The organism is Stutzerimonas stutzeri, from assembly GCF_024448715.1.
GTDB classification, from domain to species: domain Bacteria; phylum Pseudomonadota; class Gammaproteobacteria; order Pseudomonadales; family Pseudomonadaceae; genus Stutzerimonas; species Stutzerimonas stutzeri_AR.
Map to the genome: position 1 here is coordinate 219220 of NZ_JAMOHZ010000008.1, position 17425 is coordinate 236644.

At 61.8% G+C, this 17425-nt stretch carries 13 protein-coding genes; 7 read left to right on the plus strand and 6 right to left on the minus strand.

Going from position 1 to position 17425, the window contains the following annotated elements; genetic code table 11:
• Positions 1–63: 63 nt before the first annotated feature.
• Together ettA and gdhA are read left to right on the plus strand one after the other, a co-directional pair.
• Positions 64–1758 (plus strand): energy-dependent translational throttle protein EttA, encoded by a 1695-nt coding sequence (gene ettA, locus NAV33_RS17835; RefSeq protein WP_255982525.1) that lies wholly within the window; start codon positions 64–66, stop codon positions 1756–1758.
• Between the two features lie 291 nt (positions 1759–2049).
• Entirely contained in the window at positions 2050–3387 is a 1338-nt protein-coding gene (gdhA, locus tag NAV33_RS17840; RefSeq protein WP_255982527.1) for an NADP-specific glutamate dehydrogenase, read from the plus strand.
• A gap of 162 nt (positions 3388–3549) precedes the next feature.
• Here the strand turns inward: gdhA and NAV33_RS17845 are convergent, their stop codons facing one another.
• Complete coding sequence (locus NAV33_RS17845) at positions 3550–4326, minus strand: ferredoxin--NADP reductase (protein WP_255982529.1); 777 nt, start codon at positions 4324–4326, stop codon at positions 3550–3552.
• Between the two features lie 87 nt (positions 4327–4413).
• Between NAV33_RS17845 and NAV33_RS17850 the strand changes: the two genes are divergently transcribed.
• On the plus strand, positions 4414–5541 hold the full coding sequence (locus NAV33_RS17850) for a methyltransferase (protein ID WP_255982531.1): 1128 nt from the start codon (positions 4414–4416) through the stop codon (positions 5539–5541).
• Between the two features lie 353 nt (positions 5542–5894).
• Complete coding sequence (locus tag NAV33_RS17855) at positions 5895–7121, plus strand: MFS transporter (protein WP_255982533.1); 1227 nt, start codon at positions 5895–5897, stop codon at positions 7119–7121.
• Positions 7122–7348: 227 nt separating this feature from the next.
• Here the strand turns inward: NAV33_RS17855 and NAV33_RS17860 are convergent, their stop codons facing one another.
• The 3 genes from NAV33_RS17860 to NAV33_RS17870 are packed head-to-tail and all read right to left on the minus strand — an operon-like array spanning position 7349 to position 11066.
• The gene (locus NAV33_RS17860) at positions 7349–9553 is read right to left on the minus strand and encodes a xanthine dehydrogenase family protein molybdopterin-binding subunit (RefSeq protein WP_255982536.1); all 2205 of its coding nucleotides are present in this window, start codon (positions 9551–9553) and stop codon (positions 7349–7351) included.
• The gene (locus tag NAV33_RS17865; protein WP_255982538.1) at positions 9550–10536 is read right to left on the minus strand and encodes an FAD binding domain-containing protein; all 987 of its coding nucleotides are present in this window, start codon (positions 10534–10536) and stop codon (positions 9550–9552) included. Before NAV33_RS17865 ends, NAV33_RS17860 begins: the two co-directional genes overlap by 4 nt.
• On the minus strand, positions 10533–11066 hold the full coding sequence (locus NAV33_RS17870; RefSeq protein ID WP_255982540.1) for a (2Fe-2S)-binding protein: 534 nt from the start codon (positions 11064–11066) through the stop codon (positions 10533–10535). Before NAV33_RS17870 ends, NAV33_RS17865 begins: the two co-directional genes overlap by 4 nt.
• A gap of 487 nt (positions 11067–11553) precedes the next feature.
• On the opposite strand from NAV33_RS17870, the gene NAV33_RS17875 reads away from it, so the two are divergent.
• The 3 genes from NAV33_RS17875 to NAV33_RS17885 all read left to right on the plus strand — a co-directional run bounded on the left by NAV33_RS17875 (position 11554) and on the right by NAV33_RS17885 (position 16202).
• Positions 11554–12849 carry an NCS2 family permease gene (locus tag NAV33_RS17875; RefSeq protein ID WP_255982542.1) on the plus strand — a complete coding sequence of 432 codons (1296 nt, stop codon included), beginning with the start codon at positions 11554–11556 and terminating at the stop codon, positions 12847–12849.
• Positions 12850–13143: 294 nt separating this feature from the next.
• Positions 13144–14232 carry a tRNA (uridine(54)-C5)-methyltransferase TrmA gene (gene trmA, locus NAV33_RS17880; RefSeq protein WP_255982544.1) on the plus strand — a complete coding sequence of 363 codons (1089 nt, stop codon included), beginning with the start codon at positions 13144–13146 and terminating at the stop codon, positions 14230–14232.
• 116 nt (positions 14233–14348) lie between these two features.
• Positions 14349–16202, plus strand: coding sequence for a GAF domain-containing hybrid sensor histidine kinase/response regulator (locus NAV33_RS17885; protein WP_255982547.1), 1854 nt, complete (start codon positions 14349–14351; stop codon positions 16200–16202).
• A gap of 113 nt (positions 16203–16315) precedes the next feature.
• On the opposite strand, the gene NAV33_RS17890 is transcribed toward NAV33_RS17885, so the two are convergent.
• Positions 16316–16714, minus strand: a complete 399-nt coding sequence (locus NAV33_RS17890; protein ID WP_255982549.1) for a diacylglycerol kinase — start codon at positions 16712–16714, stop codon at positions 16316–16318.
• Positions 16704–17423 (minus strand): lipopolysaccharide kinase InaA family protein, encoded by a 720-nt coding sequence (locus NAV33_RS17895; RefSeq protein WP_255982550.1) that lies wholly within the window; start codon positions 17421–17423, stop codon positions 16704–16706. The genes NAV33_RS17890 and NAV33_RS17895 overlap by 11 nt, the downstream gene beginning before the upstream one ends.
• Positions 17424–17425: the final 2 nt, after the last annotated feature.

Consider the following 17425-nt stretch of genomic DNA (forward strand, 5'->3'; position numbering starts at 1 on the left):
GAATTTAAGCACCTGTCTCTATCCTCAACGCCCGGAAAATACAGGTTAAAGGCGAATCAAACCATGTCCAAAAGTGACAAAGCAGGCAAAACAGGCTCTTACGTCTACACCATGCACCGGCTGAGTAAAGTCGTTCCGCCGAAGCGTGAAATCCTCAAGAACATTTCCCTGTCATTCTTCCCTGGCGCCAAGATCGGCGTGCTTGGTCTCAACGGCTCGGGCAAATCTACTCTGCTGAAGATCATGGCTGGCGTCGACACTGAGTTCGACGGCGAAGCGCGCGCCATGCCCGAGCTGAATGTCGGCTATCTACCACAGGAACCCCAACTCGACCCGAGCAAGACCGTTCGCGAAGTCGTCGAGGAGGCCGTCAGCGGTATAAAGGACGCGCAGGCACGTCTGGACGAAGTCTACGCGGCCTACGCCGAACCCGATGCCGACTTCGACAAGCTGGCCGCCGAGCAGGCCAAGCTCGAAGCCATTCTGCAAGCCAGCGACGGCCACAACCTGGAGCGCCAGCTGGAAGTCGCCGCCGACGCCCTGCGTCTGCCGCCGTGGGATGCCAAGGTCGAGCATTTGTCCGGTGGTGAAAAGCGCCGCGTTGCGCTGTGCCGCCTGTTGCTGTCGGCACCCGACATGCTGTTGCTGGACGAACCGACCAACCACCTGGACGCCGATTCGGTAGCCTGGCTGGAGCATTTCCTCCACGACTTCAACGGCACCGTGGTGGCGATCACCCACGACCGATACTTCCTCGACAACGTCGCCGGCTGGATCCTCGAACTCGACCGCGGCGCCGGCATCCCTTACGAGGGCAACTATTCCGGGTGGCTGGAAGCCAAATCCAACCGCCTGGCGCAGGAATCCAAGCAGCAATCGGCCCATGAAAAGGCCATGAAGGAAGAGCTGGAGTGGGTGCGCAAAGGCGCCAAAGCCCGTCAGGCAAAGTCCAAGGCGCGCCTGCAGCGCTTCGAGGAACTGCAATCGCAGGAATTCCAGAAGCGCAGCGAGACCAACGAAATCTACATCCCGGCTGGGCCGCGCCTGGGCGACAAGGTCATCGACTTCAAGAACGTGACCAAGGGCTACGGCGATCGCGTACTGATCGAAGACCTTTCGTTCAGCATGCCCAAGGGCGCCATCGTCGGCGTGATTGGCGGCAACGGCGCGGGCAAGTCCACGCTGTTCCGCATGATCATGGGCAAGGAGCAGCCAGACTCGGGCAGCATCGAAATCGGCGACACCGTGCAGGTTGCGTGCGTGGACCAGAGCCGCGATGACCTCGACGGCAGCAAGTCTGTCTGGGAAGCGGTGTCCGGCGGCTCCGACATGATCCGCATCGGCAACTATGAAGTTCCGTCGCGTACCTATGTGGGGCGCTTCAACTTCAAAGGCGGCGACCAACAGAAGTTCGTCAAGGATCTGTCCGGCGGTGAGCGTGGCCGTTTGCACCTGGCGTTGACGCTCAAGGAAGGCGCCAACGTGCTGCTGCTCGACGAACCGTCCAATGATCTCGACGTGGAAACGCTGCGTTCGCTGGAAGAAGCACTGCTGGACTTCCCCGGCGCGGCCATCGTGATCTCCCACGACCGCTGGTTCCTCGACCGGGTCGCTACTCACATCCTGTCTTATGAAGATAACGGCGAAATCGTGTTCTTCGAAGGCAACTACACCGAGTACGAAGCCGACCGCAAGAAGCGCCTGGGCGACGCCGCCTCCCAGCCGCACCGGGTGAAATACAAGAAGCTAGCCCAGTAACCCGACCGATGACGGAGCCGAGAGGCTCCGTTTTCGTATGGGGTGTCAGCAGCATGAGGCGCACCAGTCGATCCGCCCCGGAATTTCTCATGCGCAACATTAATCTCGCCTTGCCTGAACGGTAAGTCGGGCAATAAGTCGCTTTTCATCACAAAAGAAAAAGACGCCTGCTCGCACCAGAACGAAACATTTCAACTCCGCTCCGCACCTTAACGGTGCAAAAGTTGTTTGCTAGAGTCGCCGGCCAAAAAAACTCCAAATGACTGCCACAGCGGTCGCCGAGGGCTCACCATGTTCGAAACCGTTGATGCTTTTCTTGCCCGATTAAAACAGCGCGACCCCCACCAACCCGAGTTTCATCAGGCCGTAGAAGAAGTCGTTCGCAGCCTCTGGCCATTCCTCGAAGCCAATCCACGGTACATGCAGGCGGGCATCATTGAGCGGATGGTCGAGCCGGAGCGATCAATCATATTTCGCGTGCCCTGGGTCGACGATCAGGGACGTGTTCAAGTCAATCGCGGCTTTCGTATCCAAATGAACAGTGCCATCGGCCCGTACAAAGGCGGCCTGCGCTTCCACCCTTCGGTCAATATTGGCGTATTGAAGTTTCTCGCTTTCGAACAGGTATTCAAGAATTCCCTCACCTCGCTGCCCATGGGCGGTGGCAAAGGCGGCTCGGATTTCAACCCCAAGGGTAAGAGCGATAACGAAGTCATGCGCTTCTGCCAGTCGTTCATGACCGAGCTGTACCGCCACATCGGCGCTGACCTCGATATACCAGCAGGTGACATCGGCGTCGGTGGTCGTGAGATCGGCTTCCTCTTCGGCCAGTACAAGCGCCTGTCCAACCAGTTCACTTCGGTATTGACCGGCAAGAGCTTGTCCTACGGCGGCAGTCTGATCCGTCCGGAAGCCACCGGTTATGGCTGCGTGTATTTCGCCGAAGAAATGCTCAAGAGCACCCACAGCAGCTTCGAAGGCAAACGCGTCGCCATCTCCGGTTCCGGCAACGTCGCGCAATACGCCGCGCAGAAGGTCATGGAACTGGGCGGCCGGGTCGTTTCCCTGTCCGATTCAGGCGGTACGTTGCACTTCCTGGATGGCCTGACCGCAGAACAATGGAGCTACCTGATGGACCTGAAAAACGTCCGTCGTGGTCGCCTCGAGGAAATGGGCACGCATTTCGGCGTGACCTATCTGCCCGATCAGCGTCCGTGGGGCCTGCCTTGCGAGATCGCCCTGCCTTGCGCGACACAGAACGAACTCGATGGGGACGATGCGCGTACCCTGCTCAAGAACGGCTGCATCTGCGTGGCCGAAGGCGCCAACATGCCGTCGACGCTGGAGGCCGTGGATCTATTCCTCGAGGCTGGCATTCTCTACGCCCCAGGCAAAGCCTCGAACGCCGGCGGTGTGGCCTGTAGCGGTCTGGAAATGAGCCAGAACGCCATGCGTTTGCACTGGACCGCCGGAGAAGTGGACACCAAGCTGCACGGCATCATGCAATCGATCCATCATGCCTGCGTTTCCTACGGCGAAGAAAATGGGCGCATCAATTACGTGAAAGGCGCCAACATCGCCGGCTTCGTCAAGGTTGCCGACGCCATGCTGGCGCAGGGTGTGGTTTAAAGGCAGCGGCAAGGAACATTGGTGGGCTAACACCGTAGGGTGGGCTTTACCCACCACGGCGCACACCGGCGCCTGGAATACTGGTGGGCTGAAGCCCACCCTACGATGCATGTTACTTTTCCTTCTAACTTCTAACTTCTAACTTCCGGCTTCAGCCGATACCTACCAATAATTTTCCACCGCCACCTGCCCCGGCCTGCGGGTCAACGCTAGGTTGAGGCCACGTGTCTTGAGGATGCTGCGGGTGTCTTCGATCATCTGCGGGTTGCCGCAAAGCATGATCCGCGAATGCTCGGGTTCCAGCGCTAGATTGGCGGCGCGTTCCAGTTCGCCGCTTTCGATCAGGCGAGTGATACGTCCGTTTAGCGCTCCCGGAACGTCTTCGCGGGTAACGACCGGCAAATAAGTCAGTTTCGACCCGAGTCCTTCCAGATAATCACGCTGCGGCAGCTCATGAATCAGGTCCTGATACGCCAGTTCGGATGCGGTGCGCGCGCTGTAGACGAGGATGATGCGCTCGAAGCGTTGCCAGACGTCGAAGTCTTGCAAGATCGAAAGAAACGGCGCGACACCGGTGCCGGTCCCTAACAGCCATAGATCGCGACCATCGATGAAGCGATCCAAGGTCAGAAAGCCAAATGCCTGCTTGTCCACCAGCAGCTCGTCGCCGGGTCTCAAGCGGCTCAGTTCGCTGGTGAATTCGCCATCCGGAACCACGATGGAAAAGAAATCCAAAAACTCGTCATGTGGCGCCGACACCATGGAATAGGCACGCCAGACGATACTGCCGCTGGATTTGCGCACACCGAGACGGGCGAATTGGCCAGCCGTAAATCTGAAACCCGGATCGCGGGTAGTGCGCAGAGTGAACAGACTCGGCGTCAGCGTCTGCACCTCAAGCAGGCGCTGGCGGGTGAACTTCTCTTCGCTGACGGTCATACTTCGCTCCCTTCACGGACATCTGCGGATTCGCGGGGTTACACCCTTGATACTCCATTCCGACGCCCACAAACACCGCCAGTTCTTATGCCTATTCTCGAAACCCCGTACGCCAGTCTCGACCTGATCCGCCAGCCCGAACAACCGAACGAACCGCTACAAGCCTTCGATGCGGCCGACGAGTATCTACTGGCGCAGCTGCATGAGCAGGCCTTGCCGACCGATACCCGGATACTGATCCTCAACGATAACTTCGGGGCCCTGGCTTGTTCGCTGGCGCAGCAAGCGCAGGTGACCAGCAGCGGCGATTCACACCTGGCGTACCTGGCGCTACAGAAGAACCTGCAACGCAACGCGCTGGTTTCGGAAAGCGTGGCCTTCGTGCCAGCCAGCGAAGTCGCGCAGGGCCCATTCGACCGCGTGCTGATTCGCGTGCCCAAGACCCTGGCCTTGCTGGAAGAGCAGCTGATCCGCCTGCACGGCCAGCTGGCACCGGGCGCACGTGTGATCGCTACCGCGATGATCAAGCACCTGCCGCGCGCTGCGGGCGATCTGCTGGAGAAATACATCGGCCCGGTGCAGGCCTCGCTTGCAGTGAAAAAGGCTCGACTGTTGACCGCGACGCCTGCCGACAAACCATCACCACGCTCGCCCTATCCGACCCGTTATCGTCTCGATCAGCCGGGCATCGAACTGATCAACCACGCCAACCTGTTCTGCCGCGAGGACCTCGATATCGGCACGCGCGCCTTCCTTCCGCATCTGCCCAAAGCACTCGGCAACCTGCGCGTCGCGGATCTGGGTTGCGGCAATGGCGTGCTCGGCATCGTCTACGCACTGAGCAATCCGCAGGCGCAGCTGACACTGGTCGACGAGAGTTACATGGCGGTGCAGTCGGCACAAGAGAACTGGGACGCCATTCTCGGTAACCGTCCGGTCGATATCCGTGCCGGTGACGGGCTGGCCGAACATCCTCCAGAATCGCTGGATCTAGTGTTGTGCAATCCACCGTTCCATCAACAACAGGTAGTTGGCGATTTCCTCGCCTGGCGCATGTTTACCCAGGCCAAGGCGGCGCTCGGCAAAGGCGGCGAATTGTGGATCGTCGGCAACCGCCACCTCGGCTACCACCTCAAGCTCAAGCGGCTATTCGGAAAGGTCGAGCAGGTCGCGGCGACGCCCAAGTTCGTCATCCTGCGGGCGATCAAGGCGTGAGCGAGGCATCGGTTCGCCTGAGCATCAGCAATTCGCAGCGAGAACAGGCCTTTCCGCGGACACCCAAGAAACACCGGTGTCGCACCATTAGGGTGGGCTAAAGCCCACCCTACCAGACCGCGAGAAGTGCTCCGGAAGTTTGCGTGCCCACGCAGCATCGTAGGTGGGCTTCAGCCCACCAGAAACCGTATCACTCCATTTTGTGGTGGACTAAAGCGGAACGCCGTCAGGCACACCCTACCTAAGCGTCCAACTAGAATCGGTGCGAATAGCGAACGCAGCCGCGTAACCCGCGCTGCGTCGGCACGGCTGCGTGCTAATCTGCCCGGCCCTGCCCCGTCCGCGTCTGCCTGATGTCTACCCACGCTAAATTGCTGTTGCGCCATCAACGCCCCTTCGTCAAGTTCTGGTTTGCCCGCGTATTCACCGCGAGCGGTTTTCAGATGCTTGCCGTGGCCATCGGCTGGCACATGTACGAGCTGACCGGCAACGTATTGGACCTGGGCCTGGTCGGGCTGGCCGAATTTTTGCCGCGCGCGCTGTTCATTCTTTGGACCGGGCACGTTGCCGATCGCTTCGACCGTCGTCGGGTGGCTGCGTTGTGCCAGGGTCTGCAAGGCCTGATCGCCCTGGCGCTCGTGCTGGGCGCCGGTGGGCTCGGCGTGACCCGCGAGATGATCTTCGTGTTGGCCTTTCTACTCGGCACCGCACGAGCCTTCGAAGGGCCGGCGACTCAGGCGCTGTTGCCGAGCCTGGTGCCGACCCCGCTGTTCCCAGCCGCAGTGGCCGCCTCGTCCTCCGCGATGCAGACCGCGACCATCGTCGCCCCCGCGCTCGGAGGCTTGCTGTTCGCCATCGGCCCACTGTGGGTCTACGGCCCGGTGGCGCTGCTCTTTGCCCTCGCCTGCAGTTTGATGCTGAGCCTGCCGAAGCGCCCTGCGCCGCCGAAGCAGACCGGTCCGGCAATGGATAATCTGCTCGCCGGGATGCGCTTTATCCGCAGCCGCCCGGATATCTTCGGTGCCATCTCGCTGGATATGTTCGCGGTGCTTCTCGGCGGCGCCACCGCGCTGTTGCCGGTATTTGCCAAGGACATCCTGCTCACCGGCCCCTGGGGCCTCGGTTTGCTGCGCTCGGCACCCGCAGTGGGCGCGTTGCTAATGTCACTATGGCTGGCGCGTTACCCGATCAACCGGCGAGTCGGACGGGTGATGTTCGCCGCCGTTGGGGTGTTCGGTGTCGCCACTATTGCCTTCGGCCTGTCGACTTCGTTCTGGTTGTCGATGGGTGTGCTGGTAGTTCTTGGCGCGGCGGACATGATCAGCATGGTGATCCGCGGCGCCTTCGTGCAGCTGGAAACGCCCGACGCCATGCGTGGCCGGGTGAGCGCAGTGAATGGATTGTTCATCGGCGCGTCGAATCAGCTCGGCGAGTTCGAATCCGGCCTCACCGCACACTGGTTCGGCACCGTGCCCGCGGTGGTGATCGGCGGGGTCGGTACGCTGCTCATCGCCGGCACCTGGATGAAGCTGTTCCCGACCTTGACTAACCGCGACCAGTTGCACCGCGACCTAGATTAGCGGGCTCAACTGCCCCCAACAAACGACGCTTCAAGCGCCTCGTACCCTATCGGCCACACGACAACCTGTTCAACCGCAGACCGTAGGTGGGGCCGCGCGACGCTTCGCTTCAGCCCACGAATATCACTCCATGGTGGGCTAAAGCCCACCCTACTGGCTGTAGCGTTCCGTGCCACCAATGTAGGGTGGGCTTCAGCCCACCAGAGACGCTTACAGCTTCCAGCCGTCTAGAGCAACTTATCCATAGTGATCGGCAGATCGCGCACGCGCTTGCCAGTGGCGTGGTAAATGGCGTTTGCCACTGCCGCAGCAACGCCGACGATGCCAATCTCGCCGACGCCCTTGGAGCCGAGCGCGTTGACGATTTCGTCCTTTTCCTCGACGAAAATCACGTCGATCTCGCCAATGTCGGCGTTCACTGGCACGTGGTATTCGGCCAGGTTGTGGTTCATGTAGCGACCGAGTGTATGATCGATCATGGTCTCCTCGTGCAGCGCCATACCGATGCCCCAGACCACGCCGCCAACGATCTGGTTACCGGCCGTCTTCGGATTGACGATCCGCCCGGCCGCCACCGCGCTGACCACGCGGCTGACCTTCACCGTGCCCAGCGATTCGTCCACGCGAACCTCGACGAACACCGCCGAATGCGTGGCGGTGGCGTACTCGTTGCGCTTCTCGCCCGGTTCGACGCGCGCCTCGGCTTCCAACATGCCACTCACCGCAACGATCTGGCCGACCTCGACGCTCGTTTCTGGAGCCGCTTTCAGGCGCATGTGCCCATCGACGAATTCGACGTCATCGAGTTTCGCCCCGGTGAACGTCGAAACCGGTGATTGCTGGGCCGCATCCAGTAGTTTCTGCCGGAGCTCTTCGCAGGCCTTCTGCACCGCGCTACCAACCGAAGATACCGTGGCCGAACCGCCCTCCAGCGGCGCCTTGGACAGGTTGGAGTCACCCAACCGAAACTCCACCTGCTCCAAGGGCAAGCCCATAGCGGCAGCCGCGATCTGAGTCATGACGGTGTAGGTTCCGGTGCCGATATCAGCGGTGGCGCTGCTAACCACCAGCCGCCCGCCAGGCTCCATGCAGGCTTTGGCGCTGGCTGGCATTTGCATGGCTTCCCAGACGCCGGTCGCCATGCCCCAGCCGATCAGCTGATTGCCGTCGCGCATGCTGCGTGGTTCCATCGAGCGGCGCGACCAGCCGAAGCGTTCGGCGCCCTGCTCGTAGCATTGACGCAACTCCTTGCTGGAGTAAGGCTTGTCTTCGTTTCCATTGCGCTCGGTGTAGTTTTTCAGGCGCAGCGCCAGCGGGTCGATGGCCGCCGCGTAGGCCAGTTCGTCCATGGCGCATTCCAGTGCATAGACGCCAATGGTCGCGCCCGGCGCACGCATATCCAGCGGCGTGTAGACGTCCAGCGGCACCAACTGGTAATCCAGCTTCACGTTGGGGCACTGGTAGAGCATCCCCGACCACTCGACCTCGTGTTCGGTGAAGTCTTCGAAGGTGGACGTCTGGCCGATAGCCTGGTGGCTCAGCGCCTCTAGCTGTCCGTTGGGCGCTGCGCCGATGGAAAGGCGCTGGATGCTCCGCGGACGGTAGCCGAAGGTGAACATCTGCTGGCGCTTCAAGGTGACCCGCACCGAGCGCTTGAGCTTCAGCGCCGCCATCACCGCCAGTGGCAATTGATACTGCGGGCGCAGACCGGAGCCGAAAGCGCCGCCAACGAAGGGCGAGAGGATGCGAATCTTGCCTTCCATGCCGAACACACCTTCCAGATAGCGCATGCAGTTCTGCACGCCCTGGGTCTTGTCGTAGATTTCCAGCTTGCCGTCAGGCAGGTAGTGCACGGTGGACGCGTGCGGCTCCATCGGGTTGTGGTGTTCGACCGGCGTGCTGTATTCCCGATCGAGCTTGAGCATGGCGCCCCGCAACGCACCATCGACATCGCCGCGAGGCGGCGGCACTTCGGCGGGCGCCTTGTGCATCGTTTCCAGCTCGCTCAGCAGATCGGTGCGATGCGGCTCTGACGCGTATTCCACACGCACCAGACTGCCGGCGTGACGCGCCAGCTCAAGGTTTTCCGCCACTACCAGCGCGATCGGCTGGCCGCTGTAGAGGATGCGATCGTTGAACAACGGGCGAAACGGCGAGCCATCGGCCGCATCTTCATCCTCGTAGGGCTTGTCGTAGCTGGCAATCGGCGGACGGTTCTGATGGGTCAGTACCAACGCCACACCGGGTACGGCCTCCGCCGCGCTCGCGTCAATGCTGACGATCCGCCCACGGGCGATGCTGCTGTTGACCACGCTGCCATAGAGCAGTCCAGGCACGTGGAACTCGCTGGCGTAGCGCGCCTGACCGGTGACTTTGAGCGGGCCGTCGACGCGGTCGACAGGTTGGCCGAACGGGGAATTGGCTGGCGTCATCGGGCGGCTCCTTTGGCGGCGTCGGTCAGGGCACGAACGATGGCGCGTCGGGCCAGTTCGATCTTGAAGGCGTTGTGCTCGAAGCCGCTGGCGCCTTCGAGAAGAATGTCGGCGGCGGCAGAAAATGCGGCTTCGTCCGCCGGTTCGCCAGTCAACGCCGCTTCGGCTTCGGCTTTGCGCCAGGGTTTGTGTGCCACCCCGCCGAGGGCGATGCGCGCGCCGCGAATGCCGGTAGCGTCGACGTCCAGCGCCGCGGCTACCGAAACCAGCGCAAAGGCGTAGGAGGCGCGGTCGCGCAGCTTGAGATAACAGCTGTGACCGGCGAAGCCCTGCGGCGGCAGCTCGACGGCGGTAATCAACTCACCATCGACCAGGGTGTTGTCACGTTCCGGCTCATCACCAGGCAAGCGGTGGAAATCGGCGAAGGCGATACGCCGCTCGCCTTGCGGCCCTTGCACATGCACCACCGCCTCCAGCGCGGTCATTGCCACACACATATCGGACGGATGCACCGCAATGCAGGCGTCGCTGTGGCCGAGAATCGCGTGGATGCGGTTGAGGCCATTGCGCGCCGAACAGCCGCTGCCCGGCTCACGTTTGTTGCACGGCGTGGTGCTGTCGTAGAAGTAATAGCAGCGGGTGCGCTGCAGCAGGTTGCCGCCGGTGGTAGCCATGTTGCGCAGCTGCGGCGAGGCGCCGGCAAGTATCGCCTGGGACAGCAGCGGATAGCGCTGTTCCACCAGCGGATGCCAAGCCAGATCGGCATTGCTCACCAGCGCACCGATGCGCAGGCCGCCGTCGGCGGTTTCCTCGATGTCGGCCAATGGCAGGCGGGTAATGTCGATCAGCTGGGTCGGACGGGTGACGTTTTCCTTCATCAGGTCGAGCAGATTGGTGCCGCCGGCGATGTAGCGGCTGTCCGGGCGGAACTGGCCGATGGCTTCATCGACGCTGGCCGGGCGGGCATAGCTGAAGGGATTCATGGCGTCACCTCCTGCGCGCCGGCGAGGCGTTCGCGCGTCTCGGGCGTCGCCTCTTCGATGGCCGCGAGAATGTTCGGGTAGGCACCGCAGCGGCAGATATTGCCGCTCATTTGTTCGCGCACCTCGTCGCGGGTCTGCGCACGGCCTTCAGCGACCAGCGCCACCGCGGAGCAGATCTGCCCCGGCGTGCAGTAGCCGCACTGGAAGGCATCGTGTTTGACGAAAGCGGCTTGCATGGGATGCAACGCCTCGCCCTGCGCCAGCCCTTCGATGGTGGTCAGCTCAGCGCCGTCGTGCATCACCGCCAGAGTCAGGCAACTGTTGATCCGCTTGCCATCGAGCAGCACCGTACAGGCGCCACATTGACCATGGTCACAGCCCTTTTTGGTGCCGGTCAGGGCCAGCTGTTCACGCAGCAGATCGAGCAGCGTGGTCCACGGGTAGACCTCGACCTGTCGACTCTGCCCATTGAGTTGAAGGGTGATCGAGCAGGCGGCGATGCCCCCTGCGTTGGAAGCGTTTTCGCTCATGACAGCCTCACGGTTTGAAGGGCATCCGGCACCTGTTCTAAGCAGATTCGCCGGAGACCTCAGGCATTTGGTGCGCTGTCCCTGCGTCTAGGGGTACGACTGCCAAGGGGAAAAAATCGTTCAGCCGGGTAGCGTGCGAAGCGCCGTATGGGAAGTGGGAATTAGCAGGCGTGGCGAGCGCAATATTCGATCGCTGATCCGCGTGACGGCGCTGATGGGTTACGTGCGTTCGGCCAAGGCGTTCTTTTTGTAGCAGCGCCGCTTCATTCATCCTACGAGACGGTGTACAGCCTGTTCGCTGGCTAGGGCGAAGTAAGTACTGACGCGACGATGAATCTGCCGCGCAATTCAACCCGCCGCGGCGCCAGTGTAAGATGCGCGGCTTTTGCGGGCAGCACCCGGATAGGCTTTGCTGTAGCGAACAAGCTGCTCACAGAAGCGGCAAACCCAACCGCCAGATCAACGACCGGCAACAAGAGGATTGACCATGCTGGAGAAGCTGTTTCAACTCAAGGCGCATAACACCAACGTGCGCACCGAGATGCTGGCCGGTCTCACCACCTTTCTGACCATGGCTTACATTCTGTTCGTCAATCCGAGCATCCTCGCTGAAACGGGCATGGACCATGGTGCGGTGTTCGTCGCTACCTGTCTGGCGGCCGCCATCGGTTCGGCCATCATGGGCCTGCTGGCCAACTATCCGATCGCGCTGGCGCCGGGCATGGGTCTGAATGCGTTCTTTACCTACACCGTGGTGCTGACCATGGGTTACACCTGGCAGACTGCGCTGGGCGCGGTATTTCTCTCCGGCGCGATTTTCTTCCTGCTGTCGATTTTCAAGATTCGCGAGTGGATCATTCACAGCATTCCGCTGGCACTGCGCTCAGGCATCGCCGCCGGTATCGGCTTATTTCTGGCAATCATTGCGCTGAAGAATGCGGGCATCGTTGTCGATAATCCTGCGACGCTCGTAGGCCTCGGCGACCTAACTGCGGGCGGACCGCTGCTGGCCTGCCTGGGCTTTTTCCTGATCGCCGCGCTGGCCTACCGTCAGGTCACCGGCGCGGTGATGATTGGCATTCTGGTCGTTACCGGCCTGTCGATATTGCTCGGTCTGTCCGAGCTGAGCGGCGTGGTCTCGATGCCGCCGTCGCTTATGCCGACGCTGCTTCAACTCGACATTGCCGGCGCGCTGGACATCGGCCTGCTCAGCGTCATCTTCGCCTTCCTTTTCGTCGATCTGTTCGACACTTCCGGTACCTTGATCGGCGTGGCGCAGAAGGCCAATCTACTGGACAAAGACGGTAAGATGCCGCGCCTGGGCCGCGCGCTACTGGCCGACAGCACCGCGACCATGGCTGGCGCTGCGCTGGGTACCTCAACCACCACCAGCTATATTGAATCCGCAGCTGGCATCAGTGCCGGCGGGCGCACCGGCCTGACCGCCTGCGTGGTCGCCCTGCTGTTCCTGCTCAGCCTGTTCTTCGCGCCGCTGGCCGGCGCAGTACCGGCCTATGCGACCGCGCCGGCGCTGTTGTTCGTCGCGGTGCTGATGATGAGCAGCCTGGCCAATATCGACTGGGATGACCTCACCGTCGCCGCGCCGGTGGTCATCGCCGCGCTGGCTATGCCGCTGACCTTCTCCATCGCCAACGGTATCGCTTTCGGCTTCATCGCCTGGACCGCGATCAAGCTGCTCGCAGGCCGCTGGCGTGACCTGAGTCCGGCGATGTGGATTCTGTCGATCCTGTTCGTGATCAAGCTGGGCTTCTTTAACGGCTGAGGTCTTTTCTTAGCGGTGGGCTGAAGCCCACCCTACAGCGGTTCGGTGGGTTGAAGCGGAACGCCGCCCAGCCCAGGGTACTGAGTGCGGAAAATCGTAGGGTGGGCTTCAGCCCACCAGACCGGGCGAAAACACGAAGGCGCGGCCCCTGACAACTAGTGTTGGCGACCGTACAATCCGCGCCCACCATTTGCGTAGGGTAGACGACCCCTTCTTCATTCACTTTCCATGGGTAACGGTGGATGGATGAAGCGTCAGCCACCCTCCGATTTACCTATCACTCCAAGAGTTTCCATGAGCCGTCCGCAATTCGTCCCCGCCACCTACGACGCCCAACTCGCCGAGAAAGCCGCCCGGCTGGTCGAACTGCTGGCGCCCTTCGACGCGCCGGCTCCAGAGGTGTTCGACTCGCCGCGTGAGCACTACCGGCTGCGCACCGAATTTCGCCTGTGGCGCGAGGACGGCCAGCGCCATTACGCGATGTTCGAGCAGGGCGACAAGCACACGCCGATCCTGATCGACGAGTTCCCCATCGCCAGCCGCCGCATCAATGAGCTAATGCCGCAACTGAAAGCCGCCTGGCAGGCCAGCGAAACACTGAGCTTTAAGCTGTTCCAGGTCGAGTTCCTGACCACCTTGTCCGGCGATGCGCTGATCACCCTCGCCTACCATCGCCCGCTGAACGACGCGTGGCAGGCCGAAGCCGAGCAGCTCGCTGCCAACCTGGGAGTTAGCATCGTCGGACGCTCGAAGGGCAAACGCATCGTCATTGGTCGCGATTATGTCGAAGAAGAGCTGGTCGTAGCCGGTCGCAGCTTCCGCTATCGCCAGCCGGAAGGCGCCTTTACCCAGCCCAACGGCGAGGTTTGCCAGAAGATGCTCAACTGGGCACACGAGGTGCTCGGCGAGCGCGACGACGACCTGTTGGAACTCTACTGCGGCAACGGCAACTTCACCCTGCCGCTGGCGACCCGCGTATCCAAGGTGCTGGCAACCGAGATCAGCAAATCCTCGGTGAACGCAGCGCTGGCCAACCTCGACGACAACGGCATCGACAACGTGAGCCTGGTGCGGCTGTCTGCAGAAGAACTGACCCAGGCGTTGAACGAGGTGCGCCCGTTCCGCCGTCTGGCCGGCATCGACCTGAAAAGCTATGCCTTCGGCAGCGTTTTCGTTGACCCGCCGCGCGCCGGCATGGACCCGGACACTTGCGAGCTGACCCGCCGCTTCGAGCGCATCCTTTACATTTCCTGCAATCCGGAAACTCTGGCGGCGAATATCGCCCAGCTGCACGACACTCATCGCATCGAGCGCTGTGCAATGTTCGACCAGTTTCCCTATACCCACCACATGGAGTCGGGCGTATTGCTGACTCGCAGATAAAAAGTGATTCAGATTGCAGCTCGTCGCATGTTTCGAGCGGTTGCAGGAGCTGCTCAGGGACATGCGTTGTCCCACCAATAGGTAGTTGTGGTTAAGCCTAATTGCGGGTGTTGCCTATGCAAATTGATGTACCGCCCTCGCCAGATAGCCGCGAGGAGCTGATCGCTGATCGGCAAGCCCTGGAAATTCTCAACCGCATCGGCGGTCGTCTGGCCGCCGAGCTCAACCTCGAAACAATGGTGCAAATGGTGACTGACGCCGGGGTCGAGCTGACCGGCGCCCAGTTCGGCGCTTTCTTCTACAACATACAGAACGAAGAAGGCGTCACCCATACCCTCTATGCGCTAGCCGGTGTACCTCGCGAAGCGTTCTCACGTTTTCCCCAGCCACGTGCGACGGCAGTCTTTGCGCCGAGCTTCGCCGGCACGGAAATCATCCGGTCCGATGACATCACCCAGGACCCGCGCTACGGCAAGAGCGGGCCGCACTTTGGCATGCCACACGGCCATCTGCCGGTCACCAGCTACCTTGCGATCCCGGTGGTGTCGCGCACGGGTGAGGTGCTCGGGGCATTGTTGTTCGGGCACGAAAAGTCTGCTGTTTTCACCGCCCGCCATGAATGGCTGATGGCCGGTGTGGCCGGGCATGCAGCGGTGGCCTTCGATAACGCACGACTGCTCGAATCGGCGCAGCGCGAAATCACCGAACGTCGGCGGGCCGAAGAGGCCCTGCGCCAGTTCAACGAAACCCTGGAAGCGCGTGTTAAAGCACGCACCGCAGAGCTCGAACACATTCACGAAGTATTGCGCCAGGCACAGAAGATGGAGGCTATCGGCCAGCTGACAGGCGGCATCGCCCATGACTTCAATAACCTGCTGCAAGGCATCGTGGGTTCGCTGGAAATGGCCAGGCGACGACTTGACCAGGGCCGCGCGGCCGAGCTGCCGCGCCATGTCGATGCCGCTATCGACTCGGCTCAACGCGCGGCCGGCCTGACGCATCGGCTTTTAGCCTATTCGCGTCGACAACCGCTCGCCCCGAAAACCATCGACCTCAATCGACTGGTGGCTTCGCTGGACGACCTGCTGCAGCGCACACTCGGCGAGACCATCCGTATCCGTAAGTTGCTTGCTGATGACCTCTGGCTGACCCAATGCGATCTGCACCAGATCGAAAGCTCGATCCTCAATCTGGCGATCAATGCCCGCGACGCCATGCCCGACGGCGGAACCTTGACCATCGAGACCCGCAACGTGCATCTCGCCGCCCAGGAAGCGGCCGACGAGCTACAGGTCGCTGGCGGTGACTACGTCTGCCTGACCGTCACCGATACCGGCTGCGGAATGCCGCCGGAGGTGATCGCGCGCGCGTTCGACCCCTTCTTCACGACCAAACCCATCGGCCAGGGCACCGGCCTCGGGCTGTCCATGGTTTACGGTTTCGCCCGCCAATCCGAAGGGCACACACAAATCAAGAGTGCGCCCGACGTTGGCACCTCGGTGTCGGTATTCCTCCCGCGCCAGCATGCGGTGCAACTGCCTGAGGGCGTCGTCGAGCTGACGCAGCAAACGCCCCAACCGCTACGTGGCGGCAGCGTATTGCTGGTGGAGGACGAGCCGACTGTACGTTCAGTCGTGGCGAACGTGCTGCAGGACATGGGCTACAACGTTCTGCAGGCCCACGATGGCCCGACCGGGCTGGCGGTTCTGGAAACCGACGTGCAGCTGGATCTACTGGTCACCGACGTCGGCCTGCCTGGCCTGAATGGCAGGCAGTTGGCGGATCTCGCCCGGACCCGTCAGCCCGAGCTGAAGGTGTTGTTCATGACCGGCTACGCCGAGCATGCGCTGATGAAGGGCAACTTCATCGGTGAAGGCCTGGAGCTGATCACCAAGCCATTCTCCATCGAAGCCTTTGCCCGGCAAGTCGCCGCGCTGGTCAGTGGCGGCCGTATCCGCGCCGCCAAGTGACACAGCATCGAGCACATCGGACGTATCAGCGTGCATCCGCTACCGCACCGTCGGTCAAGCCCTTGCGCGGCCGGCTGCTTGTTCATGCAAAAGGTCCTTGTCGGCCGGGCGGGCTACAGCAGGATTACCGCCCAGATCAGGCCAATCAGGCACAGCGTTAGCAGTTGCGCCGCGCTGCCCATGTCCTTGGCCTGTTTGGATAGCGGGTGCAGTTCCAGGGAGATGCGATCGACAGTGGCCTCGATGGCCGAATTGACCAGTTCGATGATCGGCGCCAGCAACGCAACGGCAATCAGGATTGCCCGCTCGGCCCGGCTGACATCGACGACGAAAGCCAACGGGATCAGCAGCACTGCGAGCAGCACCAGTTGGCGGAAAGCCGCTTCGCCTACGTAGGCTGCCTTCAGGCCGGCCAGCGAATAGCCGCCAGCAAGCATGATTCGCCGCATGCCCCGACGGCCTTTCAGGGCCACGGCATCGGTGACCACCGGCACCAAACCTTCAGTGCTCATCGGGCCCTCCACCATTGGCGAAGGCAGCGTCATAGGCTTCTCTGAATAGGTGCAGATCCGTAAGCGGTATCTCGTCGCGGTGGCGGTAAAGCTGGCGCAGGTCGTGCCGGGAGGCCGCGCTGCGGCGCAAGCGACGACGGCTCTTTTCCAGATCCAGCAATGCGATCTCGACGCTTGTGCCGCCATCGCTCGGCCGAATGAAGATGTGTTTGGGGTAGCAGCAACCGTGCTGCCAGCGGCCACGGTGCACACGACTAAGCGTAACGCCGAGCTGCTGCAACATCTGCCGGTGCACGACATCGCCGTATCGCCGCTGCGCGCCGTCGCGGTACCAGGCATCGAGACTGACGAAGCCCTGCAATGCTTCGGTAACCAGTAGCGCCTGCCAGCGGCCGCCCTCTCGGCTAGCGCCGCAGTAGACCCGTTCCGGCACGCGCACCCCGAGTCGCTCGAATGCGCTCAGCGCAACCTGCTCGCGCAACACGGTCGGCCGGCCGAAAGGATGACGCAGCGAGCGGTACAGATGCCCAACCTGACGTTTGCAGTAGAGCGCTGGCCTCGAACGGTCGCGAGGCTGGAGGAGCTGCACGCCACTTTCGCCGTCGCGACGCACATTGGGTGGCTCGACCCATTCACCCTGAGCATTCCACCAGCGCTGAAACACGCTACTGACTGGGCTGGGGCTCGATAGAACAATCTGTCCGACCATGC